At 71.4% G+C, this 23,409-nt stretch carries 18 protein-coding genes, 1 tRNA gene and 1 other RNA gene; 6 read left to right on the top strand and 14 right to left on the bottom strand.

Features of this window, described 5'->3' with window-relative positions; genetic code table 11:
• Window positions 1–103: 103 nt before the first annotated feature.
• Window positions 104–200, bottom strand: an RNA gene (gene ffs, locus QL987_RS12935) — signal recognition particle sRNA small type.
• Window positions 201–237: 37 nt separating this feature from the next.
• Here ffs and QL987_RS12930 point away from each other — a divergent pair.
• A complete protein-coding gene (locus tag QL987_RS12930) occupies window positions 238–912 on the top strand; it encodes an SDR family oxidoreductase (protein WP_290158003.1) in 675 nt (224 codons plus the stop codon).
• Here the strand turns inward: QL987_RS12930 and QL987_RS12925 are convergent.
• Both QL987_RS12925 and pta read right to left on the bottom strand, forming a co-directional pair.
• On the bottom strand, window positions 863–2,074 hold the full coding sequence (locus QL987_RS12925) for an acetate kinase (protein WP_290158002.1): 1,212 nt from the start codon (window positions 2,072–2,074) through the stop codon (window positions 863–865). The genes QL987_RS12930 and QL987_RS12925 overlap by 50 nt on opposite strands.
• A complete protein-coding gene (gene pta / locus QL987_RS12920) occupies window positions 2,071–4,200 on the bottom strand; it encodes a phosphate acetyltransferase (protein ID WP_290158001.1) in 2,130 nt (709 codons plus the stop codon). The genes QL987_RS12925 and pta overlap by 4 nt, the downstream gene beginning before the upstream one ends.
• Window positions 4,201–4,330: 130 nt before the next feature.
• Here pta and QL987_RS12915 point away from each other — a divergent pair.
• Window positions 4,331–4,415: transfer RNA gene (locus QL987_RS12915), tRNA-Ser, on the top strand.
• 359 nt (window positions 4,416–4,774) lie between these two features.
• Window positions 4,775–5,416: a hypothetical protein gene (locus QL987_RS12910; RefSeq protein WP_253463721.1), complete on the top strand. Its 642-nt coding sequence runs from the start codon at window positions 4,775–4,777 to the stop codon at window positions 5,414–5,416.
• 44 nt (window positions 5,417–5,460) lie between these two features.
• On the opposite strand, the gene QL987_RS12905 is transcribed toward QL987_RS12910, so the two are convergent.
• Both QL987_RS12905 and QL987_RS12900 read right to left on the bottom strand, forming a co-directional pair.
• On the bottom strand, window positions 5,461–7,494 hold the full coding sequence (locus QL987_RS12905) for a helicase HerA-like domain-containing protein (protein WP_290158000.1): 2,034 nt from the start codon (window positions 7,492–7,494) through the stop codon (window positions 5,461–5,463).
• Between the two features lie 66 nt (window positions 7,495–7,560).
• Window positions 7,561–8,817, bottom strand: a complete 1,257-nt coding sequence (locus tag QL987_RS12900; protein WP_290157999.1) for a multidrug effflux MFS transporter — start codon at window positions 8,815–8,817, stop codon at window positions 7,561–7,563.
• A 294-nt stretch (window positions 8,818–9,111) separates the two neighbouring features.
• Here QL987_RS12900 and QL987_RS12895 point away from each other — a divergent pair, with 294 nt between their 5' ends.
• On the top strand, window positions 9,112–9,693 hold the full coding sequence (locus QL987_RS12895) for a TetR/AcrR family transcriptional regulator (protein ID WP_221849725.1): 582 nt from the start codon (window positions 9,112–9,114) through the stop codon (window positions 9,691–9,693).
• A gap of 18 nt (window positions 9,694–9,711) precedes the next feature.
• Here the strand turns inward: QL987_RS12895 and QL987_RS12890 are convergent, their stop codons facing one another.
• The 5 genes from QL987_RS12890 to QL987_RS12870 all read right to left on the bottom strand — a co-directional run bounded on the left by QL987_RS12890 (window position 9,712) and on the right by QL987_RS12870 (window position 16,647).
• Window positions 9,712–10,287, bottom strand: coding sequence for a substrate-binding domain-containing protein (locus tag QL987_RS12890; protein ID WP_181439185.1), 576 nt, complete (start codon window positions 10,285–10,287; stop codon window positions 9,712–9,714).
• A 29-nt stretch (window positions 10,288–10,316) separates the two neighbouring features.
• On the bottom strand, window positions 10,317–11,702 hold the full coding sequence (locus QL987_RS12885; protein WP_290157998.1) for an MFS transporter: 1,386 nt from the start codon (window positions 11,700–11,702) through the stop codon (window positions 10,317–10,319).
• Between the two features lie 135 nt (window positions 11,703–11,837).
• Window positions 11,838–12,983: a cystathionine gamma-synthase gene (locus QL987_RS12880; protein ID WP_290157997.1), complete on the bottom strand. Its 1,146-nt coding sequence runs from the start codon at window positions 12,981–12,983 to the stop codon at window positions 11,838–11,840.
• Between the two features lie 151 nt (window positions 12,984–13,134).
• The gene (locus QL987_RS12875; protein WP_290157996.1) at window positions 13,135–14,499 is read right to left on the bottom strand and encodes a cystathionine beta-synthase; all 1,365 of its coding nucleotides are present in this window, start codon (window positions 14,497–14,499) and stop codon (window positions 13,135–13,137) included.
• A 246-nt stretch (window positions 14,500–14,745) separates the two neighbouring features.
• A complete protein-coding gene (locus QL987_RS12870) occupies window positions 14,746–16,647 on the bottom strand; it encodes an ABC transporter ATP-binding protein (RefSeq protein ID WP_221850437.1) in 1,902 nt (633 codons plus the stop codon).
• Window positions 16,648–16,857: 210 nt separating this feature from the next.
• Between QL987_RS12870 and QL987_RS12865 the strand changes: the two genes are divergently transcribed.
• Window positions 16,858–18,270: an amino acid permease gene (locus QL987_RS12865; protein ID WP_290157995.1), complete on the top strand. Its 1,413-nt coding sequence runs from the start codon at window positions 16,858–16,860 to the stop codon at window positions 18,268–18,270.
• A gap of 737 nt (window positions 18,271–19,007) precedes the next feature.
• Entirely contained in the window at window positions 19,008–19,376 is a 369-nt protein-coding gene (locus tag QL987_RS12860; RefSeq protein WP_290157994.1) for a hypothetical protein, read from the top strand.
• A 171-nt stretch (window positions 19,377–19,547) separates the two neighbouring features.
• On the opposite strand, the gene rplL is transcribed toward QL987_RS12860, so the two are convergent.
• The 4 genes from rplL to QL987_RS12840 form a co-directional block, all read right to left on the bottom strand.
• Window positions 19,548–19,931 carry a 50S ribosomal protein L7/L12 gene (rplL, locus tag QL987_RS12855; RefSeq protein WP_111074334.1) on the bottom strand — a complete coding sequence of 128 codons (384 nt, stop codon included), beginning with the start codon at window positions 19,929–19,931 and terminating at the stop codon, window positions 19,548–19,550.
• A 51-nt stretch (window positions 19,932–19,982) separates the two neighbouring features.
• Window positions 19,983–20,498, bottom strand: coding sequence for a 50S ribosomal protein L10 (gene rplJ, locus QL987_RS12850; protein WP_110824615.1), 516 nt, complete (start codon window positions 20,496–20,498; stop codon window positions 19,983–19,985).
• A 306-nt stretch (window positions 20,499–20,804) separates the two neighbouring features.
• A complete protein-coding gene (locus QL987_RS12845) occupies window positions 20,805–22,397 on the bottom strand; it encodes a HAMP domain-containing sensor histidine kinase (RefSeq protein WP_290157993.1) in 1,593 nt (530 codons plus the stop codon).
• 14 nt (window positions 22,398–22,411) lie between these two features.
• Window positions 22,412–23,146: a response regulator transcription factor gene (locus QL987_RS12840; RefSeq protein ID WP_220039187.1), complete on the bottom strand. Its 735-nt coding sequence runs from the start codon at window positions 23,144–23,146 to the stop codon at window positions 22,412–22,414.
• Window positions 23,147–23,409 lie beyond the last annotated feature (263 nt).

The following is a 23,409-nucleotide window of genomic DNA, read 5'->3' as shown; positions in this document are numbered from 1 at the left end:
GACGGCGATCGAAACAGAGCGAGCACGCCCCAGAAACGAAAAAGACTCCTCACGCACGGAACCAACACAGCCCCGGTGCCCATCGCGAGCACGCCCCAGAAACGAAGAAGACTCCTCACGCACCCGCCAGAGCCCGGTTACCCTTGCTGCGTTTCCGCCCTGGGGGAGTTGGCCTGGATGGCGTCACGTGAGGAGCCGCTGAACACTCTACCGGACGGAAGGAGCAGCATCGAACCCATGAAGATCACCATCGCAGGGGGACACGGCCAGATCGCCCTGATCCTCGAACGCCTCATCACCGAAGCCGGACACGACGCCATCGGCATCGTCCGGAACCCCGCGCACGTCTCCGACGTCGAACAGACGGGTGCGCGAGCACTGGTCGCCGACCTGGAACAACTGGGTGAGGACGAGCTGGCACTCCGCCTGCGCGGGGTGGACGCGGTGGTGTTCGCCGCGGGCGCCGGGCCGAACAGCGGTGCCGAGCGGAAGCTCTCGGTGGACCGGGACGCCGCTGTGCTCCTCGCCGAGGCCGCGGTGCGCCTGGACATCGAGCGCTTCGTGATGATCTCCGCGATGGGCGCGGACGCGTACGACCCGGAGCGCGCGAAGCTGCCCGCCCAAGACGAGGACGACGTCTTCCAGGTCTACCTCCGCGCGAAGGCCGAGGCGGACGCGAACGTGCGGATGCGCCGGTTCCGGTGGACGATCGTCCGCCCCGGCGGCCTCCTCGACACCCCGCCGCAGGGCACGGTCACGGTGGGTCGCACGGTCCCGCGCGGCTCGATCCCCCGCGCGGACGTCGCGGCCGTCGTCCTGCACGCGCTGCTCGACGATTCGGCGATCGGCAAGCAGTTCGAGGTCACCAGCGGTGACACCCCGATCCCGGCCGCGCTGAACGCGCTCGGCTGACGGAACGGAACCCTTGACGGACCGGACCACTTGACGGACGGGAGGCGTCCGTCGAGATGCGGCGAGCCTCCTTGGAGTGCAGCTCGTTGCGGTCCGGGTCGATCTCGATGCCCAGGTGCTCCAGGCCGGCGAGCACGCGACGGCGGAGCAGGGCGTTGTTCTCCCCCACGCCCGCGGTGAACACGACGGCGTCGAGCCCGCCGAGCTGGGCGGTGTAGGCGCCCACGTAGCGGCGGATCCGGTGGCGGTACACGGCGAGCGCCGCCTCCGCCGTCTCATCGCCCTTCGTCGCGGCGTCCTGGACGTCGCGCATGTCACCGCTGCCGGTCAGGCCGAGGAGCCCCGACTGCTTGTTGAGCATGGTGTCGAGTTCGTCGAAGGACAGCCCGGCCTCGCGGTGCAGGTGGATGAGCACGGCCGGGTCGAGGTCGCCGGAGCGGGTGCCCATCACGAGGCCCTCGAGGGGGGTGAGCCCCATCGACGTCTCGATCGACTTCCCGCCGTCGATGGCGGCGGCCGACGCCCCGTTGCCGAGGTGCAGGACGATCGTCTTGAGCTCGGCGAGCGGCCGGTCGAGGAAGACCGCGGCCTGCTCGGAGACGTACTTGTGGCTCGTGCCGTGCATGCCGTAGCGGCGGATCTGGTACTGCTCGGCGAGGTCCGCCGGGATCGCGTACGTGTACGCGTGCGGCGGCATCGTCTGGTGGAACGCGGTGTCGAACACGGCGACGTGCGGGACGTCCGAGAAGACCTGCTTCGCGGCGCGGATGCCCTCGAGGTTCGCCGGGTTGTGCAGCGGCGCGAGGCTCGACAGGTCGTCGATCTGCTGCTCGACCTCGTCGGTCACGACGGTGGCCTGGTCGAAGCGGGTGCCGCCGTGCACCACGCGGTGTCCGACGACGGCCGGCGGGTGCTCGTCGAAGGACGGCCCGACCTTGCCGAACGCGTCGATCATCGCCTGGAAGCCGGCGGCGTGGTCGGGGACCTCGGCGCTGTCGTTCGACGAGGTCTCCCCCGTCAGCGCGTTGGTGTGCTTCCACGACCCGCGGGACTCGCCGATGCGCTCGACGAGTCCGGACGCGAGCGTGCGCTCGTCGTCGAGTTCGATGAGCTGGTACTTGAAGGAACTCGAGCCGGAGTTGACGACGAGGGCTGCACTCACGAGGGGTCGCTTTCTGTTCGAGCGGTCGGCGCTGCAGTGCCGGCCTGGATCGCGGTGATGGCGACGGTGTTCACGATGTCGCTGACGAGCGCGCCGCGGGACAGGTCGTTGATCGGCTTGCGGAGCCCCTGCAGGACCGGTCCGATCGCGACCGCCCCGGCCGAGCGCTGCACCGCCTTGTACGTGTTGTTGCCGGTGTTGAGGTCCGGGAAGATGAACACGGTCGCCTGCCCGGCCACCGGGGACCCGGGCATCTTCGTGCTCGCGACCGTCGGGTCGGCGGCGGCGTCGTACTGGATCGGGCCCTCGACGGGCAGGTCCGGACGACGTTCGCGGACGAAGGCGGTGCCGGCTCGGACCTTGTCGACGTCCGCACCCGACCCACTGTCGCCGGTCGAGTAACTGAGCATCGCGACCCGGGGCTCGATGCCGAACTGCGTCGCGGTCTCGGCGGACGAGATCGCGATGTCGGCGAGCTGCTCACTGGTCGGGTCCGGGATCACGGCGCAGTCGCCGTAGACCAGGACGCGGTCGGCGAGGGCCATCAGGAACACGCTCGACACGATGGAGGTGTCCGGACGGGTCTTGATGATCTCGAACGACGGCCGGATGGTGTGCGCCGTGGTGTGCTTCGCGCCGGACACCATGCCGTCGGCGAGCCCGAGCTGCACCATGAGCGTGCCGAAGTACGAGACGTCGGTGACCGTGTCGCGGGCGAGCTCGACGCTCATCCCCTTGTGGGCGCGGAGGGCCGTGTACTCCTGGGCGAACCGCTCGCGGAGCTCCGGGTCGAACGGGGAGAGCAGCTGCGCGGCGTCCAGGTCGAGTCCGAGCTCCGTCGCGCGTGCGCGGATGGCGGCCGGGTCGCCGAGGATCGTCAGGTCACACACCTGCCGCTGCAGCAGCGTCGACGCCGCGCGGAGGATGCGGTCGTCGTCACCCTCGGGCAGGACGATGTGCTTGCGGTGCTCGCGCGCCCGGTCGATCAGCCCGTGCTCGAACATCAGCGGCGTCACCACCCCGGACGGCGTCAGCTGGAGTCGGGCGAGCAGCGCCTCGGCGTCCACGTGCCGCTCGAACAGCGCCAGGGCCAGGTCGGCCTTGCGGGGCGAGTCGGCCGCGAGCCGCCCGCGCGTCTGCGTGATGCGGAGTGCGGTGTCGTAGGTGCCGAGGTCGCTCTGGGCGATCGGCAGCGAACTCGACAGCCCCTCGAGCAGCCGGGAGATCTGCGGCGCGGTCTCGAAGCCGCCGTTGAGGATGACGCCGGCGATGCTCGGGAACGTCTCCGACTCGTTCGCGAGCAGCGTCGCGATGAGGACGTCGTTGCGGTCGCCGGGGACGACGACGATGCCGCCCTCGATGAGCCGCGGCAGGACGTTCTCCATGCTCATGCCGGCGACCACGGTGCCCAGGGCCTCCCGGTCGAGCAGCGCGTCGTCGCCGCGCACCAGCGTCGCGCCGGTCGCGGCCAGCAGGGCACGGACGGTCGGGGCGACGAGGACCGCGTCCTCCGGGATCGCCCACACGGGGGCGTCCGGGTGGTGGTCGTGCACCGCGGTGCTGACGCTCGCGACGATCGACTCGAGGGCGTCCGGGTCGGAGCGGTTCACCACGACGCCGAGGAGCTGGGCGTGTTCGGCGCGGAGTTCACTCGTGGTGACGTCGGCGACCTGCGCCATGTCGTCCGCGGTCCGGGGCGCGCGCTCGGCCGAGTCCCGACCGCCGAGCACCAGCAGCACGGGCGCGCCGAGGTTCGCCGCGACCTTGGCGTTGAAGGAGAGCTCCGTCGGGCTGCCGACGTCGGTGTAGTCGGAGCCCAGGACGACCACCGCGTCGCAGCGTCGCTCCACCTGGCCGAAGCGGGTGATGATCGTCGCGAGGGCCGCGTCCGGGTCCGCGTGCACGTCGTCGTAGGTCACCCCCACCGCGTCGTCGTACGGGAGCTCGACGGCGGTGTGCTGGAGCAGGAGCTCGAGGACGTAGTCGGGCTCGGCGACCGACCGCGCGACCGGTCGGAAGACGCCGACGCGTCCGACGGTGCGGGCGAGCGTCTCGAGCACGCCGAGTGCGACGGTGCTCTTCCCGGTGTGTCCTTCGGCTGACGTGATGTAGATGCGGGTCGACACCTTCCCCAGGGTAGACCTCGCATGTGCTCGGACCTCCGGAGCACCCGTGAACTCCGGGCCCGGCTCAGGTGGTCGTGAGCACCCTCGCAGACCTGTACCATGGGGTGTCGTCACCGCGAGGTGACGGCTCGGAGGATTCGCCTAGTGGCCTATGGCGCACGCTTGGAAAGCGTGTTGGGTGCAAGCCCTCGGGGGTTCGAATCCCCCATCCTCCGCAGGAACGGAACGGAACCCCCGCAGCACCAGCTGCGGGGGTTCCGTCGTTCCGGTCTCGCCCAGCCGGGAGGCCCGTCCACCGCTGGTCCCCCAGGCTGCGGACCGGTCCGCACCCCGTCTCCTGCGGACCCTCCGGAAAGCGGTACCCGGCCTGTCCGGCGGCCCGTTCCTCCCCTATGCTGACCGGACCGAGCACGCCGGAGGGACCCGGTCGGGCTCGGCACCATCGGACGGCACAGACGCCGTCCCGGGCCGACCACGAGTCGCGCCCGGCGCCATCGTCGCTCGCACACCGAGCCCCGTCTCCCGGGGCGGTCGTCGAGCGGTCCGGCGCAGTCCGGGGACCAGGAGGCCTGCCGTGGGGGCAACGACGGCGCGAGCGACACCGCTCGACACCAGCACCGCAGACGTGGTCATCCGACCACGCGCTGCCCTCGTGCGTTCCACGGCACTGAGCATCGGCTTCTCGGCTGTCCCGATCGCCGTCGCCGTCGTCTGGGTCGCCGTCCCGAACGGTCCCTGGCTCGTCGTCGGCGCCGTGGTCGGGCTGTTCACCCTCGCCGTCCTGGTGGCGTTCCTGCGCCTGCGTTCGTCCTTCGTGGCGGTCGACCCCGACCGGGTGGCGATCCGAGGGGTCCTCAGCGCGCGACGGTCGTTCTCCAGGTCCCAGGTGCACGAGGTCGTGCTCGCCGCCACGCACGGCGCCGCGGTCGACCGCACCAGCCGCGAGCTCGTCGCCTTCGACGCGAACGGCGAGACGCTCTTCCGGATGCGCGGCGAGGTGTGGGGCGACGACGGCATCGACCGCCTGGTCGACACGCTCGACGTCCGCACCACCCGATTGGCCCGGCCGATGTCGACGCGGGAGTTCACCCGGCGCTGGCCCGGCATCCGCGCCTGGTACGAGCGGCCCCGCGCCTACGTGCTGGTCGGTGGCGTGACCGCGCTCGCCGTCGGGGGTCTGCTCGTGGCCGAGGCCGTGGGGCTCGCGCGCCGCTGACGGCCCTGGCGGCAGCGGCGTCAGCGCCACTCCCGGCGTCGGCGCTACCGGCGTCGGCGCAGTGTCGAGAAGACGCCGCGCACGACCTCCTTCGCGATCGACCGTCCGAGCGAGCTGCCCAGCGCACCGCCGAGCAGGTCGCTGAGCGGATCGCCGCTCGCCTGCGAGGTCGAGGACCGACCGGACCGTGACGACGACCGCGACCGCCGTTCCGCTGCCGCGCGGTCGGCGCGCTCGATGTCCCGCTGCGCCTTCTCGTACTCCGCCTGCGCCGCCGCCCGCTCCTTCGCCTCGCGCTTCGCGTCGGCAGCCGCTCGGCGAGACGCCTCGACCCGGGCCTTCGCGGCCGCACGTTCGGCGTCGGCCGCCGCGTCCGCAGCAGCCTCGGCCGCGTCGTCGGCCGCCGCCTGGGCTGCAGCCGCCTCGAGCCGGCGGGCGAGCATCTCGTGCGCGGAGTCCGGGTCGACCCGGGTGCCGTAGGTCGCCAGGAGCGGCGAGGCGTCGACGCGCGCCTGCATCACGTCCGCCGGCATCGGGTCCATCGAGCCGCGCGGTGCCCGGAGCCGGGTCCACGCGACCGGGGTCGGTGCGCCGCGTTCGTCCATCACGGTGACGATCGCTTCACCGGTCGCCAGGGAGGTCAGCACCTGCGCCAGGTCGTAGTCGCTCGTCGGGTACGTCGACACCGCAGCACGGAGGGCCTTGGCGTCGTCGGGGGTGTGCGCGCGGAGCTGGTGCTGGATGCGCGACCCGAGCTGCGCCAGGACCTCGCTCGGCAGGTCCTCGGGGCTCTGGGTGACGAAGACGATGCCGACGCCCTTCGACCGGATCAGCCGGACCGTGCGGACGATCTGGTCGCGGAAGTCCTTCGAGGCGCCGTCGAACAGCAGGTGCGCCTCGTCGAAGAAGAACACGAGTTCCGGACGGTCGCGGTCCCCCACCTCGGGCAGCTCGTTGACCAGGTCGGCGAGCAGCCACATCAGGAAGGTCGAGAAGACCTGCGGCCGGTCCTGCACGCCCGGCACCTCGAGCAGGCTGACGATCCCCGGGCCGTCGGCGGCCGTCCGGAGGAACAGCCGGGTGTCGATCTCCGGCTCGCCGAAGAACTGGTCGGCACCGGCGTCGGCGAACGTGATGAGTTCGCGGAGGATGACGCCCGCGGTCTGCTTCGACAGCCCGCCGAGCTCCGCCAGCTCCGCCTTGCCCTCGGGGCTGGTCAGGAAGGTCAGGACGCTCCGCAGGTCGGTGAGGTCCACGAGCGGCAGCCCGGCACGTTCGGCGTGGTGGAACACCAGGCCCAGGGACGACTCCTGCGTGTGGTTCAGCCCGAGGACCTTCGCGAGCAGCAGCGGGCCGAACCCGGACACCGTCGCCCGGATCGGAACCCCGGTCCCCTGCCCACCGAGGGAGTACAGCTCCACCGGTACCGCGGCGGGCGACCAGTCCTGGCCGATCCCCGTCGTCCGGTCGAGCAGACGGTCGTTCGGTGTGCCGGGCAGCCCGAGGCCGGACAGGTCGCCCTTCACGTCGGCCGCGAAGACCGGGACCCCGGCGGCGGCGATCTGTTCGGCGAGCAGCTGCAGGGTGCGGGTCTTGCCGGTGCCCGTCGCGCCGGCCACCAGGCCGTGCCGGTTGAGCATGCCGAGCGGGATGCGGATCTGCACGTCGGGGAGCGCGTCGCCGTTCACCAGCGCGCCGAGTTCGAGCACGCTGCCCGTGACCTGGTACCCCTGCCGGACCAGGGCGACCGCGTCGGCGTCGAGCGGAGCCGCGGACGCGGGAGCGGGCGGCGCTGCGGACGCGGGAGCGGGCGGAGCCGCCGCAGCGGGAGCGAGCGGAGCCGCCGTGTCGGTCGACTCGGACGCCGGCGCGACCGCCTGCACGTCCGCCGGCTGCGCACCGGACGTGACCGGAGCCTCCGCACCCGACGCGACCGGAGCCTCCGCCCCGGCTCGCACCGCGGCCGCGAGCTCGTCCGCCCGTCGCGCCGCGTCCTCTGCCAGCCGCACCGCTTCGTCCGCTGCGGCCCGCGCAGCCGCCGCCGCTGCCCGTGCCTGCTCCACCGCGTCGTCGTCCATGCGGCACAGCCTAGGGACGCACCGGTCCCGCCGTCCGGCCGATCGGCGGACCTGTGGAGAACCCGGTCAGTGCGTCAGCGCCGGGACGGTCCGGGGCCGCACGACGACCCACAGCACCAGGATCGCGACCGCAGCGGTGCAGCCCATCACGAGCGCCATCGGGGTGGCGGTCGAGATGCCGAGCAGTCCGACGACCGGTGAGATGAGTCCGGCGACGCCGAAGTTCAGGGCTCCGAGGAGTGAGGCGGCGGTACCGGCCTCCTTGCCGTGCGAAGCGAGTCCGATCACCTGCACGAGCGGGAACGAGAACCCGCAGGCGGCGATGTAGAACCACAGCGGGATGAGCACGCCGACCAACCCGGCACCGAACTGGTCGAGGACCACGATCGCCAGGGCGGCGAGGAACAGCGTCGCCGTCGAGCCGACCAGGATCCACTGCGGACCGACCCGCTGCGCCAGCCGCGACGAGATCTGCACTCCGAGGACCACACCGACGGAGTTCACCGCGAAGAGCAACCCGTACTGCTGGGGATCGAGCCCGAACACGCCCTGGAACAGGAACGGCGAGGCGCTGAGGTACGAGAACAAGCCGCTGAAGACCATCGCGCCGATCAGGGCGACGCCGACGAAGATCCGGTCCGAGAACAGCGCCTTGTACCGCTGCCCGATGGTGGAGTGCCCGGACTCCTGGCGTCGCTCCTTCGGGAGGGTCTCGACGATGAGCAGGATCGACGCGATCACGACGGCGGTTCCGTAGCAGGCGAGGAAAACGAAGATCCCGCGCCACGAGACGAACCGCAGCATCTGCGACCCGATCAGCGGCGCGAGGATCGGCGCCAGGCCGTTCACCATCGCCAGACGCGACAGCATCCGGACGAGGGGCTTGCCGCCGAACAGGTCACGGACGGTCGCCATCGCGACCACACCACCGGCCGCGGCGCCCATGCCCTGCAGCACGCGGAACACGGCCAGCACCTCGACGTTCGGCGCGAGGGCGGCGCAGATCGACGCCACGACGTGCACGCTGGTCGCGATGATGAGGGGCAGTCGGCGTCCGACCTTGTCGCTCCACGGTCCGACGAGCAGCTGGCCGATCGCGAAGCCGATGGTGGTCGCCGTCAGGGTGAGCTGGACGGCACCCTCGGAGATGCCGAGGTCGCGCTCGAGCGACGGGAACGCCGGCAGGTACAGGTCGATGGTGAACGGTCCGAGCGCCGTGAGCGCCCCGAGCACGAAGACGTAGACCAGACGCTGACCACGGGTGAGGGAGTCGCCGGGATGCAGGATGGTCTTGTGGGAACCGGTGGTCGCGGGCGCGGACACGAGGGGATCCTCCGAAGGGGACGAGAGAGTGGGATCGGCCGCTCGAATCGATTCGGTCCGTTCCACCATGGTACGGGTTGCCCCGGACGGGCGACAACCGTCGGGCGGGACGGTCCGCGCTCCACGGCTCGATCCCGCCCCGCCCGGTCGCCGCCCGCACCGGATCACGGCCGGGAGGCCCGCCCACCCTCCTCGATGCCGGTGCGGCGGACACGTGGCCGGGCCGGCCGGTGCGGTACCGTCGGACTCCCGACCCGCGCTCGTCGCGGGACCGATCGAGATGGGAGGAGCGTCATGGTCGACGCTCGGATCCTGCACACCACGGCCGCACTCCGCGAAGCCGTCCTTCGCCTCGCCGCCGATCGACCGGTCTCCGAGATCACGGTCGCCGACGTCACCCGTGCCGCCGGCATCAACCGCGCGACGTTCTACTCGCACGCGGTCTCCCCCGGCTCGTTGCTGGCCGACGTCCTGACGCCCGAACTCGACCGGATCCGTGCGGACGACGCCGAGGCCCGCCGGGTGGCCGTCGAGCGGGGTGCCAGCCCGGACGACCTCGCCGCCATCACCCGGCGGGGCATCAACGCCGTCGTCGACCACGTCACCGCACACCGCGAGATCTACGCGCTCGCCCTGCCTGACCCGGCGGACGCGTCGCTGCACCGCCTGCTCGTCGACCACTTCACGGTGTCGAGCACGATGCACATCCAGGAGCTCGACCCCGCCGTGAAGCCGGAGCTCATCGACGAGGTCGCGGCGGGCTTCGTGGCTCAGGGCTTCGTCGGCGCGATCGAGGCCTGGCTCGGTGGCCCCCGGCGGTCCCGGAAGGCACTGGTCGAGACGATCACCCGGTCGTTCCCGGCCTGGTGGAGCTGACCAGCCCCTCCGAACCTGCTACTGCTTCGTCGGCTCCTCGCCACGCTGCAGCGACGACACCGTGTCGACCGCCCGACTGACCAGCGCCGCGTCCGAGTCGCCGCCGTCGACACGGTAGTCCGACGACAGTCCGTCGTTCCCGCCCCCGGAGGACGGCAGCGCCCCGTCGAGCGCGACCACCACGACCCCGGCGTCGTGCGCGGTGCGGAGCTCGGTGCGGAGCGCCGACGCATCCGCCGCACGGACGAGCAGGGCCTTCGCACCGGTCCGGACCAGGTCGCGGACCGCCGCTCGCTGCCGTGCGGGCTGGTCGCCGGTGGCGACGCGGATGTCCGGGCGGAACCCGGCCTCGGTCAACTCCTCACGGAACCGGGTGGCCAGGGAGCGGCCGTCGCCCGAGTCGCTCGGGGTCCCCGCGTCCTCGGTCAGCACGACACCGATCACCGCGTTGTCGGCGAAGCCGCCGTCGGAACTCGTCAGGTCGGTGCTCCGGACCGGGGTGGGTGCGGCCGTGGTGGTGCCCGTGCAGCCGGCGAGCACGACCGTCGCCGCCGCGAGGGCGGCGGTCAGGACGGCGACTGCGGTGCGGCGCACGGTTCCTCCTCGTTCCGGGGTCTGCCAGGCTACCCGTCCGACACCGGCGGGGGCGGGACCGCTCCGAGTCGGCGGACGGCGATGAGCCCCACGAGGGCGATCAGCGTCATCGCCACGAACACCAGCGTGAAGGCGACCGGCTCCTCCCGGCCGCCCGCGGCCGTGAACAGCAGCCCGGCGACCGCGAGGCCGACGACGCTGCCCGAGGCGTCCGCGATCGTCAGGGCGGAGCTCGCGAAGCCGTCGTCGCCCTCGCGCGAGAACCGGAGCGTCAGCATCGACGTCCGCGGGTAGGCGACGCCCATCCCCGCGCCGCCGACGAACCACCCGGCGACGAGCACCCAGGCGGGCAGGCCGACGAAGGCCACCGCGAGTGCCGACAGCAGGCTCACCAGGACCAGCCCGAGCCCCACGGCGAACGCCCGGGCCGCGGGCAACCGGTCCTCGCCGAGCCGGCCGTGCGCCCAGCTCGCCGACGCCCAGCTCAGTGCCGCCACGGTCAGGGCGAGCCCGGCGGCCGAGGCGCTCAGCCCGTGCTGGGCCTGCAGCAGGAACGGCACGTACGCCTCGCTGCCGAAGAACCCCGCGGCCAGGACACCGCGGAGCAAGACCACCGACGGCAGGCCCGGCCCGCCGGTGAAGGTCCGTCGCGGCAGCAGCGGGCGGAGCGCAGCCCACGCGCCGACGAGCCCGACGACGACCGAGGCGACCCGGACCGGCACAGGCAGGTCCGGGGCGAGGTTGAGCAGCAGCACCGCTGCGGCGGCGCCGACCGACCACCCGATGCGGCTGCCCTGCCAGGGCGGGCGTGCCTCCAGGGCGGGTGCGTGCAGACGGCGGAGCGTCGGGACCAGGCACGCGAACGCGACCACCGCGATGCCGAGCGCACCCGCGAACACCCAGTGCCAGCCGAACGCGTCGGTGACGATGCCCGCGAGCGCCGGACCGATCAGTGCCGGGACGACCCACGCCGCGGCGAACCCGGCGAACACCGCACCGTGCAGCTCGGCGGGGAAGACCCGCGCGACCAGCACGTAGAGGACGACGTCGATCGCGCCGGCGCCGAACCCCTCGACCAGTCGTCCGGCCAGGAACACCGGCATGGTCGGGGCGAGCATCACGATCGCGGTACCGACCGCGAACAGGGCCGCGGACACCCACGCGACGACACGACCACCCGCACGGTCCGTCCAGTTGCCCGCCAGCACCATGCCCGGCACGCCGGCAGCCAGGGGTGCGCCGAAGCTCAGCGAGTACAGCGCCTCACCGTGCAGGTCGGCGGCGATGACCGGCATGATCGTCGTCATCGCCAGGTTCTGGAACGCCGAGACCGCCACGATCGCGACCATCCCCACGGTGGCGACGAGGTGGCGGGGCTCGAAGAGGCTCGGCCGCGTCGCCGTCGTGGAGGTCACCGGTTCATCGTAGGACGGTCGAGCCGGACCCGGCGCGGGCGGCCCTGTCCGCCCAGGCCCGGCCCGGCCCGCCTCGGCCCGGCCTGCCTGGGCCCGGCCTGCCTGGGCCCGGGTCCGTCCGCGGTCGGCGACCGCTCAGCGCTCGAGTGCCTGCTGCACGTCCGCGACCAGGTCGCCGGCGTCCTCGATGCCGACCGACAGGCGGACGACGTTCTCCGGGACGGCGAGCTCGGTGCCCTTGACCGAGGCGTGCGTCATCTCGCTCGGGTACCCGATGAGCGACTCCACCCCACCGAGCGACTCGGCCAGGGCGAACAGCTCGGTCGACTCGGCGAACCGCTTCGCCGCCTCGGGACCCCCGGCGAGCGCCACCGACAGCATGCCGCCGAAGCCGCGCATCTGCTTCGCCGCGACGGCGTGCCCCGGGTGCTCCGGCAGACCCGGGTAGTAGACGTGCTCGACCGCGGGGTGGGCGAGGAGCGCCTCGGCGACGGTCTGCGCGTTCGCGGAGTGCCGCTCCATCCGGACGCTGAGGGTCTTGATCCCGCGGATCGTCAGCCACGCGTCGAACGGGGACGAGATCGCGCCGCCGCCGAACTGCACGAACGCGACCTTCTCGGCGAGCTCCTGGTCACGGAGGACCACGGCGCCGCCGACGACGTCCGAGTGGCCGCCGAGGTACTTGGTCGTCGAGTACACGACGACGTCGGCGCCGAGGGTGATCGGCTGCTGCAGGGCCGGCGAGGCGAAGGTGTTGTCGACGACGACCAGCGCGCCCGCCTCGTGCCCGATCGCGGCGAGGGTCTCGATGTCGGCGATCTTCATGAGCGGGTTCGTCGGGGTCTCGACCCACAGCACGGTCTTCGCCGGGCTGTCGGCGAGTGCGGCACGGACCCGGTCGGGGTCGCTCATCTCCACCGTGACCAGGTCGATCCCCCACGGCACGTGCAGGCGGTTCGCCAGGCGGTGGGTGCCGCCGTAGACGTCGTTGCCCATGACGATGCGGGCGCCGGGCTCCAGGTAGGCGCGGAGCAGGGCGTCCTCCCCCGCCAGGCCGGACGAGAACGAGTACGCCGCGACGCCGCCGTCCAGGTCGGCGAGGAGCGTCTGCAGCGAATCGCGGGTCGGGTTGCCGGACCGCGAGTACTCGTAGCCGCCGCGCAGGCCGCCGATGCCGTCCTGCACGTAGGTGGAGGTCAGGTAGAGCGGCGGGATGACGGCGCCGGTGGGGCCGTCCGGCTCCTGGCCGGCGTGGATGGCGCGGGTGCTGAACTCGGTCATGTCGCGGGTGCCCCTTCCGGGAGGCTCGGTGCGGTCTGGGTGGGTCGGGTCGCGGTGGGCGTCGGCTGGGTCGCGTGCTGCCGGGCGGGCGTCGGCTGCGTCGCGTGCGGCCGGGCCGGCGTCGGCTGCGTCGCGTGCGGCCGGGCCCGCGTCACTCGGAGAGGTAGGTGAGGAGGTCGTGCCGGGTGAGGACCGTGACCGGCTTGCCGTCGTTCACGACGAGCATTGCGTCGGCACCCTCGAGGGCCTTCCGGGCCGCGGCCAGGGACTCGCCGATGCCGATCAGCGGCAGCGGGTCCCCGACGAACGGTGTCAGCGCGTCGGCCATCCCCGCGGCACCGGTGAAGACCTGGCCGAGCAGGGCCTTCTCCTCCACGGCACCGACGACCTCGCCCATCACGACCGGCGGTTCGGCGCTGAGGACCGGCATCTGCGAGACGCCGTACTTCGTCATGATTTCGATGACGTCGCGGATGGTGTCCGACGGGTGGGCGTGCACGAGGTCGGGCAGGCGACCGTCCTTGCCCGCGATGAGGTCCCCGACGGAGCGTTCGTCGTCGGTCTCGGCGAAGCCGTACGAGCGCATCCACCGGTCGTTGAAGATCTTGCCGAGGTAGCCACGGCCGCCGTCGGGCAGCAGGACCACGACGACGTCGTCCTCGGACAGGGACTCGGCGGCGCGGAGCGCGGCGACCACGGCCATCCCGCTCGACCCGCCGACGAGCAGCCCTTCTTCACGCGCGAGGCGGCGGGTCATCGCGAACGACTCGGCGTCGGAGACGGCGATGATCTCGTCCGGGATCCCGGCGTCGTAGGCGGCCGGCCAGAAGTCCTCGCCGACACCCTCGACCAGGTAGGGGCGACCGGTGCCGCCGGAGTAGACGGAGCCCTCGGGGTCAGCGCCGACGATCCGGACCCGCCCCTCGGACGCCTCCTTCAGGAAGCGCCCGGTGCCGGAGATCGTGCCGCCCGTGCCGACGCCCGCGACGAAGTGGGTCAGCTGTCCCTCGGTGTCCCGCCAGATCTCGGGACCGGTCGTCTCGTAGTGGCTGCGCGGGCCGTTCGGGTTGGCGTACTGGTTCGGCTTGTACGCGCCGGGGATCTCGCGCACCAGCCGGTCGGACACCGAGTAGTAGGACTCCGGGTCATCCGGTGCGACGGCGGTCGGGGTGACGACGATCTCGGCACCGTACGCGGTGAGGACGTTCCGCTTGTCCTCGCCGACCTTGTCCGGCAGCACGAACACGCAGCGGTAGCCCCGCTGCTGGGCGACGAGCGCGAGTCCGACGCCGGTGTTGCCCGAGGTCGGTTCGACGATGGTGCCGCCGGGGCGGAGGTCGCCGGAGGCCTCGGCCGCGTCGAGGATCCGCGTCGCGATGCGGTCCTTCGACGAGCCGCCCGGGTTCAGGTACTCGACCTTGACCAGGACGGTCGCCCGGATGCCCTCGGTGACACGGTTCAGCTTGACCAGCGGGGTGTCGCCGACCAGGTCGACGACGGAGTTCGCGTAACGCACTCATCGAGTCTAGGCGGCGCATCCCCGCTGTCCACGGAGTGCGTCGCCCGGTTTCGGGGCTCCCCGGGAGCACCCGTTGCCCGGTGCCCGAGCGCCCGTCGTCGACCCGGCCGAGACCCCGCGTCGGCCGCTGTCTGCCCCGGCCCGGCCCGGGGCGGCCGGGTCGGTCCGGGGTCAGCCCCGACCCAAGACCACCGGGTCGGTCCGGGGTCAGCCCCGGCTCGAGACCACCGGGTCGGTCCGGGGTCAGCCCCGGCTCGAGACCACCGGGTCGCTCTGCTGCTCGTGCAGCGTCGCGTACGTCCCGCCGCGGGCCAGGAGCTCGTCGTGCGTCCCCTGCTCGGTGATCTGCCCGTGGTCGAGGACGAAGATGACGTCGGCGTCGCGGATCGTCGACAGCCGGTGCGCGATCGAGATCGTCGTCCGCCCACGCGCAGCGGTGTCGAGCGCCGCCTGCACGACTCGCTCGGAGATCGAGTCGAGTGCACTCGTCGCCTCGTCGAGCACCAGGACGGGCGGGTCCTTGAGCAGCACCCGGGCGATCGCGATCCGCTGCTTCTCGCCGCCGGAGAGCCGGTAGCCCCGCTCCCCCACGATGGTGTCGTACCCGTCCGGGAACGACGCGATGGTCTCGTGGATGTTCGCCGCCCGTGCCGCCCGTTCGAGCTCGGCGTCCGTCGCGTCGGGCTTGGCGTACCGCAGGTTGTCGCCGATCGACGAGTGGAACAGGTACGTCTCCTGGCTCACGATGCCGATGTGCGCCATCAGGTCCTCGTGCACCAGGTCACGCACGTCCTGTCCGGCGAACCGCACGGAGCCCGCCGTCGCCTCGTAGAGCCGTGGCACCAGGTACGAGATCGTCGTCTTGCCTGCACCCGAGGGGCCGACGAACGCCGCGAACTGCCCCGGCTGCAACTCGAACGAGACGCCCCGCAGGGTCGGCTTGTCCGGCTCGCCGTCCGGGTAGGCGAAGGAGACGTCGTCGAAGGCCACGTGCCCGACGCGGTGTTCGTCGACCGGCTTCGCGGTGGCGGAGTCCGTGATGGCCGGCTTCAGGTCGAAGTACTCGAAGATGCGGGCGAACAGGGCCCCGGAGGTCTGCAGGTCGAGCACGACCCGGAGCAGGCCGACCGTCGGGAACAGCAGCCGGGACTGCACGGTCGTGAACGCGACGATCGTGCCGGCAGTGATCGGGACGCCGCCTTCGATCAGGTACGCCGCCACCAGGTAGATCACCGCGGGGATGATCGACAGGAAGATCTGCACGATGGCGAAGAACCACTGGCCGGACATCTGCTGGCGGACCTGCAGGCCGATCTGGTTGCGGTTCTCGTCGCCGTAGCGGTGGATCTCGCTGCGCTGCTGGTTGAAGCTCTTCGCGAGCAGGATCCCCGACACGCTCAGTGTCTCCTGCGTGATCGCCGTCATGTCCGACAGCGACTCCTGCGTCTGGGCCGCGATCCGGGCGCGGACCTTGCCCACCTTGCGCTGCGCGATGACGAGCAACGGCAGGAGCACGACGGCCACCAGGGTCATCTGCCAGCTGAGCAGCAGCATCGCGACGACCGCCGCGATGACGGTCACGGTGTTGCCGAGCACGGACGAGATCGTGTTGTTCAGCACGCTGGCGACACCGCCGACGTCGTTCTGCAACCGGCTCTGGATCACGCCGGTCTTGGTCCGCGTGAAGAACGCGAGCTCCATCCGCTGCAGGTGCCCGAACAGCCGCATCCGCATGGCGCCCATGACCTTGTTGCCGACCGTCGCGGTCAGGTAGGTCTGCCAGACACCGATGCCGGCGCTGAGGATCCAGAGCCCGATCATGGCGCCGACGAGCACGGCGAGCACCGGCACGTCGGGGCGTCCGCCGGGCGGGAACAGCCCACGGTCGAACGCCTGCTGGGTCAGGAGCGGTGGGACCACCGACACCGCTGCCCCGATGAGGACGAGGACGACCGTCAGGCCGATCGAGCGGCGGTGCGGGACGAAGAGCCCGGCGATGCGGCGGAGCAGGTGCGGGATCTGGGGCGCTTCGGCGTTCGCGGCACGCTGCGCGTCCGGGTCTCCGCTCGAGATCCGGCTGCGGCCGTGGCCGCCGCCGGGCCCGCCACCACCACGCATCCCGCCGCCACCGGCGACGGAGCCCATCTGACTCATCGACACCCTCTCCACGCCTCGCGGCGTCGTCCTCGCATGAATGTACGCCCGCGCACCGACCCGGCCCGACGCGTTCGCCGAGGGCTGTGGACGGAGGTGATCCGTGCCTCCCGTGTGCAGGAGTGGACGCGACCGGTTTGGACCCCGTCCGAGGGCCGTGGGACGATGACCCGTCCCCCGCCCGTGCCCCCGTGAGGTCCCATGTCGTCCGCGCCGTCACTCGCCCACCAGCTCCTCCGGCGGAAGCCCGTGGACCAGCTCCGAGCCGAGGCAGCGGCCGGGGTCGACGGACAGCCGCTCCGCCGGACCCTGGGCGTCTGGCACCTGACGATGATCAGCGTCGGCGCGACCCTCGGCACCGGCATCCTGGTCGTCCTCGGGACCGCCGTGCCGCTCGCCGGCCCCGCCGTCTGGATCTCGTTCGTCCTCGCGGGCGTCGCCGCGCTGCTCTCCGCGCTCTCCTACGCCGAGATGGCCGGCGCGGTTCCGACGTCGGGATCGAGCTACTCGTACACCTACGCGACCATGGGTGAGGGCATCGCCTGGGTCTGCGGGTGGTGTCTGGTCCTCGAGTACGCGGTGTCGGTCGCTGCCGTGGCCGTCGGTGCCAGCCAGTACGTCGACGAGACGTTGCGGGTCTTCGGGCTGCACCTGCCGACGGCGCTGTCCGCGCCTCCCGGTGACGGTGGTCTCGTGAACCTGCCGGCGGCCGCGCTCGTCCTCGTCGCGATGCTGGTCCTGCTGCCGGGGGCGAAGGAGAGCGCCTGGGTGAACACGCTCATGGTGCTCGTGAAGATCGCGTTGCTCGTGTTCTTCGTCATCGTGGCGTTCTCGGCGTTCCGAATCGGGAACTTCGAGCCGCTCGCGCCGATGGGTGCCGCCGGTGTGAGTGCTGCGGCCTCCCGGCTCTTCTTCTCGTACATCGGTTTCGACGCTGCGTCCACCGCCGGCGAAGAGGCGAAGAACCCCCGCCGCGACCTGCCGCGCGCCATCATCGGGTCGATCGCGCTCATCACCGCGCTGTACATCCTGGTCGCCGTCGCGGCCATCGGTGCGCGGTCGTGGACGTCCTTCTCCGCCGACGAGGCCTCGCTCGTCCGCATCGTCGTCGACGTCACCGGGCAGCCCGTCGTCGCGCTCGTGTTCTCGATCGGTGCGGTGATCGCGATCGCCAGTGTCGTCCTCACCGTGCTCTACGGTCAGACCCGGATCCTGCTCACGATGGCGCGCGACGGTCTCGTGCCGAAGGTGTTCGGGCGGGTGTCGCCGCGTACCGGGACCCCGATCGCGAACTCCCTCATCGTCGGCATCGTCGTCACGATCGTGTCGGCGCTCGTCCCCCTCGGCGAGCTCGCGGACGCGACGAGCATCGGCACGCTGATCGCATTCGCGCTGGTGAACATCTCGGTGATCGTGCTCCGCCGCACGCAACCGGACCTGGAACGGTCGTACCGGGTGCCGTTCTTCCCCGTCGTTCCGGTCCTCGGCGTCCTGTTCTGCCTGTTCCTGGCGGTGACCCTCGGGGCGGGCACGTGGATCGCGTTCGGCATCTGGATGGTCGCCGGCGCGGTGCTCTACGTGGCCTACGGCCGCCGCCACAGCACGCTCGCGTAGCGCGCCCGCCGCCGCCGCCCGCCGAGCCTCGGCTGGGCGGACACTTTGTGGCGGCCGGAGCACGCAAAATGTCCGCTGGGGCGAGCCTCGCTTGCGCACTGGCTGCTGTGGAGAACGGCGTCAAGTGCACCGGAACCGACCAGGAGGCCCGCTCCGCGTCCGGCAGAGCGAGCCTCGGTTCCATGGAGATCACCGAGCCGACCCTGCTCCGCACCGTTCCGACCGATCCGTCGGGCGCCAGGACCCTTCGCCGACAGTGCGCAGCGGGGAAGCTGACGCGCATCCGCCCGGGAACGTACGTTGCAAGTACCGAATGGGTCGGCCTCTCCCCGTCGTCACAGCATCGGACCATCGCGCGCGCATTGGCCCCGGAACTCGGTCCCGGATACGCGTTCTCGCACATCACCGCCGCGATCCTGCACGGCTGGCCGTTGATCGGTCCGGCGCCCGATCGGGTCCACGTGGTCGACCTCGATGCGACATCGGTGACCCATCGACTCGGGGTCGTCCGCCATGCGCCACAGGATGCCGTACCGATCGACCTGACGCACCAGTTCCGTGGCGTGCGCGTGACCAGTCCGCTCGTGACAGCGGTGTTGGTCGCGACGACGTGTGAGCCGAGTACCGCCGCAGTGGCGATCGACGGTGGCGTCCGCAGCGCGTCCGTCGATCCGGCGTCCCTCCAGCTCGCACTCCCCGACCCGCCAGCCCGCGGATCGCGTCGGGCCCAACTCGTCGTGACCGCTCTCGATGCACGTCACGAGTCAGTCGGCGAGTCCTACACCGCAATCCGCTTGGTCGAGCTCGGCATCGGTCTGGTCGAACCGCAGTACGAGTTCCGGTTGCCGGACGGGACCATCCGACGGGTTGACTTCTGGATCTCGTCGCTCGGTGTCGTCCTCGAGTTCGACGGGCAGCAGAAGTACGTCGACCCCACGATGCTCGCGGGCCGGGATGCAGCGCAGGTCCTCTGGCAGGAGAAGATCCGCGAGGACCAACTCCGCGCCCTGCCGGAAGTCCGCACGGTGATCCGCGTCACCTGGTGGCACCTCGCCGAACCCGAGCGACTCCGCGCGCTCCTCCGACAGCACGGCGTCCGCGTCTGAGCCGGAGCAGCAGCGCCGAGCCTCGGCCCCGCGGACATCTTGCGGCAGGCGGTAGGCGCAAAGTGTCCGCCCAGCCGAGGCTCGGCGCCCGCACGCCGGCAGCGCCCGCCCCGGATACGACGAAGGCCGCCGCCCCGAGGGGCAGCGGCCTTCGTGACCAGAAGGTCAGACTCAGACGAGCTCGACGGTGGCGCCGGCGGCCTCGAGCGAAGCCTTGGCCTTGTCGGCGGTCTCCTTGTTGGCGCCCTCGAGCACCTTGGCGTCGGCGGTCTCGACGAGCGCCTTGGCCTCGCCCAGGCCGAGCGACGTGAGGCTGCGGACCTCCTTGATGACCTGGATCTTCTTGTCACCGGCCGACTTGAGCACGACGTCGAACTCGGTCTTCTCCTCGACCTCCTCGGCGGGGGCAGCAGCGCCACCGACCGCAGCAGCGGCGACGGGGGCGGCAGCGGTGACCTCGAAGACCTCTTCGAACTTCTTCACGAAGTCAGAGAGCTCGATGAGCGTGAGCTCCTTGAAGGCCTCGATGAGCTCGTCCTGCGAAAGCTTCGCCATGATTTTCTCCTACTACTCAGTACGTGATGTGGTTGTGGAACGCGTGCCTGGTCAGGCCGCGGACTCCTGCTTCTCGCGGAGGGCGTCCACCGTGCGGACGGCCTGCGAGAGGGGTGCCTGGAACAGGTACGCAGCACCGAACAGCGAGGCCTTGAAGGCGCCGGCGAGCTTGCCGAGCAGCACTTCGCGGGACTCGAGGTCGGCGAGCTTGTCCACCTCGGTCGCGGTGAGCGGGTTACCGTCGAAGTAACCGCCCTTCACCACGAGCTCGGGGTTCGCCTTGGCGAATGCACGCAGCGACTTCGCGACGGCGACGGTGTCACCGTGGACGAAGGCGAGAGCGGACGGACCAGCGAGCTCGTCGTCGAACGACGTGATGCCTGCTTCGTTGGCCGCGATCTTGGTCAGCGTGTTCTTCACCACGGCGTACGTGGCGTGCTCACGGATCGAGTTGCGGAGCTCCTTGAGCTGCGCGACCGTGAGACCGCGGTACTCGGTGAGCAGAACGGCGTTCGAGCTACGGAAGGACTCCGTGAGCTCGGCGACCGCAGCTTCCTTGTTCGCCATGGTTCTCCTTGGGGTTCTTGCTGGCAGCCCCGGGTCCCATGGCTGTGGTGAACACAACCCGCACACGAAAAAAGCTCCGGCGCAGAGGCTCGGAGCTGCTCCGACACGATGTGTAGGAGTGGTTCTGAACACCTGCGCGGGCGCCCTCGTGACGAGGACCTTCGGCCACTGTCCATGCGTGAACACGGCAGCGACGACCAGCGGTCTTTGGCTGAACAGAACGGTACCACACCGCGGCCTCGGTCCGGAAGCGCCGGTTCCGAGAGCGGGTCCGGACGGGAGGCACGCCCCCGCCCGCCCCGCCGGTCACCCTCCGGAGCGGTCGGGCACCCCGGCCCAGGCCGGAGGAGCGGCATCGGCAGCACGGGCGGCGCTGTCACCCGCATCCGCATCCGCACCCGCACCCGCACCCGCACCCGCGGCACCGTCATCTGCAGCCCCGGCACCCGCGGCATCCGCCCGCCGCGCCGGCAGGTGCACCGTGAAGACCGTGTCCCCAGGCTCACTCGTCACGCTGACCCGGCCGCCGTGCGCCTGCACCACGGCGTCCACGATGGCGAGCCCGAGTCCGGTCGACCCGGCGGTCCGGGAGCGTGAGCTGTCGGCGCGGGCGAACCGTTCGAAGAGCTTCGGCAGGAACTCCGGATCGATCCCCTGTCCGTCGTCGCGGACGGTCAGGTCGACGCCACCGTCCGGCGCCGACGCGATGCCGACCGTGATGCGCGTGCCGTCCGGCGTGTGGGTCCGGGCGTTGGTGACCAGGTTGACGATCACCTGGTGCAGGCGTGCCGCGTCACCGACGACCTCGACGGGTTCGGCAGGCAGGTCGACCTCGATCGGGTGGTCCGGCGAGGCGGCGTGGGCGTCGTTGACGGCGTCGAGCACCAGGCCGGTCAGGTCGACGTCGTCGAACTGGATCTCGCGGCCCTCGTCGAGACGGGCCAGCAGCAGCAGGTCCTCGACCATCGAGGTCATCCGGACCGACTCGGACTCCACCCGACTCATGGCGTAGACGACGTCCGGCGGCAGGTCGGCGCCCATCCGTCGGGTGAGTTCGGCGTACCCGCGGATCGAGGCCAGGGGCGTCCGGAGTTCGTGCGAGGCGTCGGCGACGAACTGCCGGACCTTCTGCTCGGACCGTTCGCGGGCCTGCATCGCGTTGCCGATGTGTCCGAGCATCCGGTTGAACGCGGTGCCGACGCGGCCCACCTCGGTGCCCGGATCGGCATCGGGCACACGGACGCCGTCGAGGGCATCACTGCGGTCGAGCGGCATCCGGGCGACGGTCGAGGCGGTCTCCGCGACGCGGTCGAGTGGCCGGAGCGCCCGTCGAACGGCGGCGGTGGCGACCGCCGAGGCGACGAGGAGGGCGAGCACGGTGACGACGAGCACCACGCCGAGCAGCTTCCACACGCTCTCGTACACCGGGGCGAGCGGCAGCCCGACGACGAGCACGGCGTCGCCCAGCACCGGGTTGTCGACCTGCACGGCGGCGACCCGGTACTTGCCGAGCTCGCCGCCGAGGTTCATCGTCGCGGGGTCGACTCCGACCTTCACGTCGCCGAGCCGGTCCAGCTGCTCGGCGGTCAACTGACCGCGAGAGCTGTCCTCCTGCAGGACGATGCCCCCGGCGCGTCCACCGGAGAAGTAGTAGGCGGTCAGGGTGCCTGCTGCCTGGCCGAGCGGTTGGAGCAGGTCGTCGTTGGGACGCTGCCCGTTCGGTGACTGCTCACCCTGCCCGAACTTCGTGCTCGCGCGGGCCGTCGCCTTCTGCAGTTGCCCGTCGATGGCACCCGTCTGGATGCTCGCGAGCGCGATGATGCTCCCCGCCCCGATCACCGCACTGACGGCGACGACCAGGGCGACGATGCTCAGGACGAGCCGACGACGGAGGGTCATGCGGAACGCCCGGTTCAGACGGTGGGCTTGATCACGTAGCCGACGCCACGCACGGTGTGGATCATCGGCTCCTCGCCGACGTCGATCTTCTTGCGCAGGTAGGAGATGTAGATCTCGACGACGGAGGACTTGCCGCCGAAGTCGTACGACCACACCCGGTCCAGGATCTGCGCCTTCGACAGCACACGGCGCGGGTTGCGCATGAGGAAGCGGAGCAGCTCGAACTCGGTCGCGGTGAGTTCGATGGTGCGGCCGGCCCGGGTGACCTCGTACGACTCCTCGTCGAGCACCAGGTCGCCGACGACGATGCGAGAGTCCCCGGCCTCGCTGACGGAGATCTGCGAGCGGCGGATGAGGCCACGGAGGCGGGCGACGACCTCTTCGAGCGAGAACGGCTTGGTGACGTAGTCGTCGCCGCCGGCGGTGAGTCCGGTGACGCGGTCCTCGACGGAGTCCTTCGCGGTGAGGAACAGCACCGGGGTGTCGTCGTTGTTCTGCCGCAGTCGGCTGAGGACCTGCAGCCCGTCGAGGTCGGGCATCATCACGTCGAGCACCATCGCGTCGGGGTGGAACTCCCGTGCCTTGGTGAGGGCGTCCTGGCCGCCGTTCGCGCTGCGGACGTCCCAGCCCTCGTAGCGGAGGGCCATCGAGAGCAGGTCGGTGAGGCTGGCTTCGTCGTCGACGACCAGGATGCGCAACGGCGAACCGTCGGCACGGGTGAGGCGCGGGGGTGCGGAGGGCTGCGAGATGGTCACGTCTTCGAGTATCGAGAGATTCCTATGAGCCGTCTGTGGCCCGTCCCAGTGCGCCCTGTGGATCGTCCGCGTCGACGTGGATGCGGTCCTCAATAGCCTGACGTCGATGCTGGACTCCCTTGCTTGGCCCGACGGTGCGCGACACGTCGACACCGCTGCGATCACCGCCCTCGTGCTCGGTTCCGGCGATCCCACGGCCGCGGACGCGCCCACCGCCGGGAGGCCCGTCCCACCCCCGCCGCACCGGCTCACCGTCG

Source organism: Curtobacterium sp. APC 4022 (genome assembly GCF_030407555.1).
In the GTDB taxonomy this organism is placed as follows: domain Bacteria; phylum Actinomycetota; class Actinomycetes; order Actinomycetales; family Microbacteriaceae; genus Curtobacterium.
This window is presented reverse-complemented; position numbering and strand designations above follow the sequence as displayed.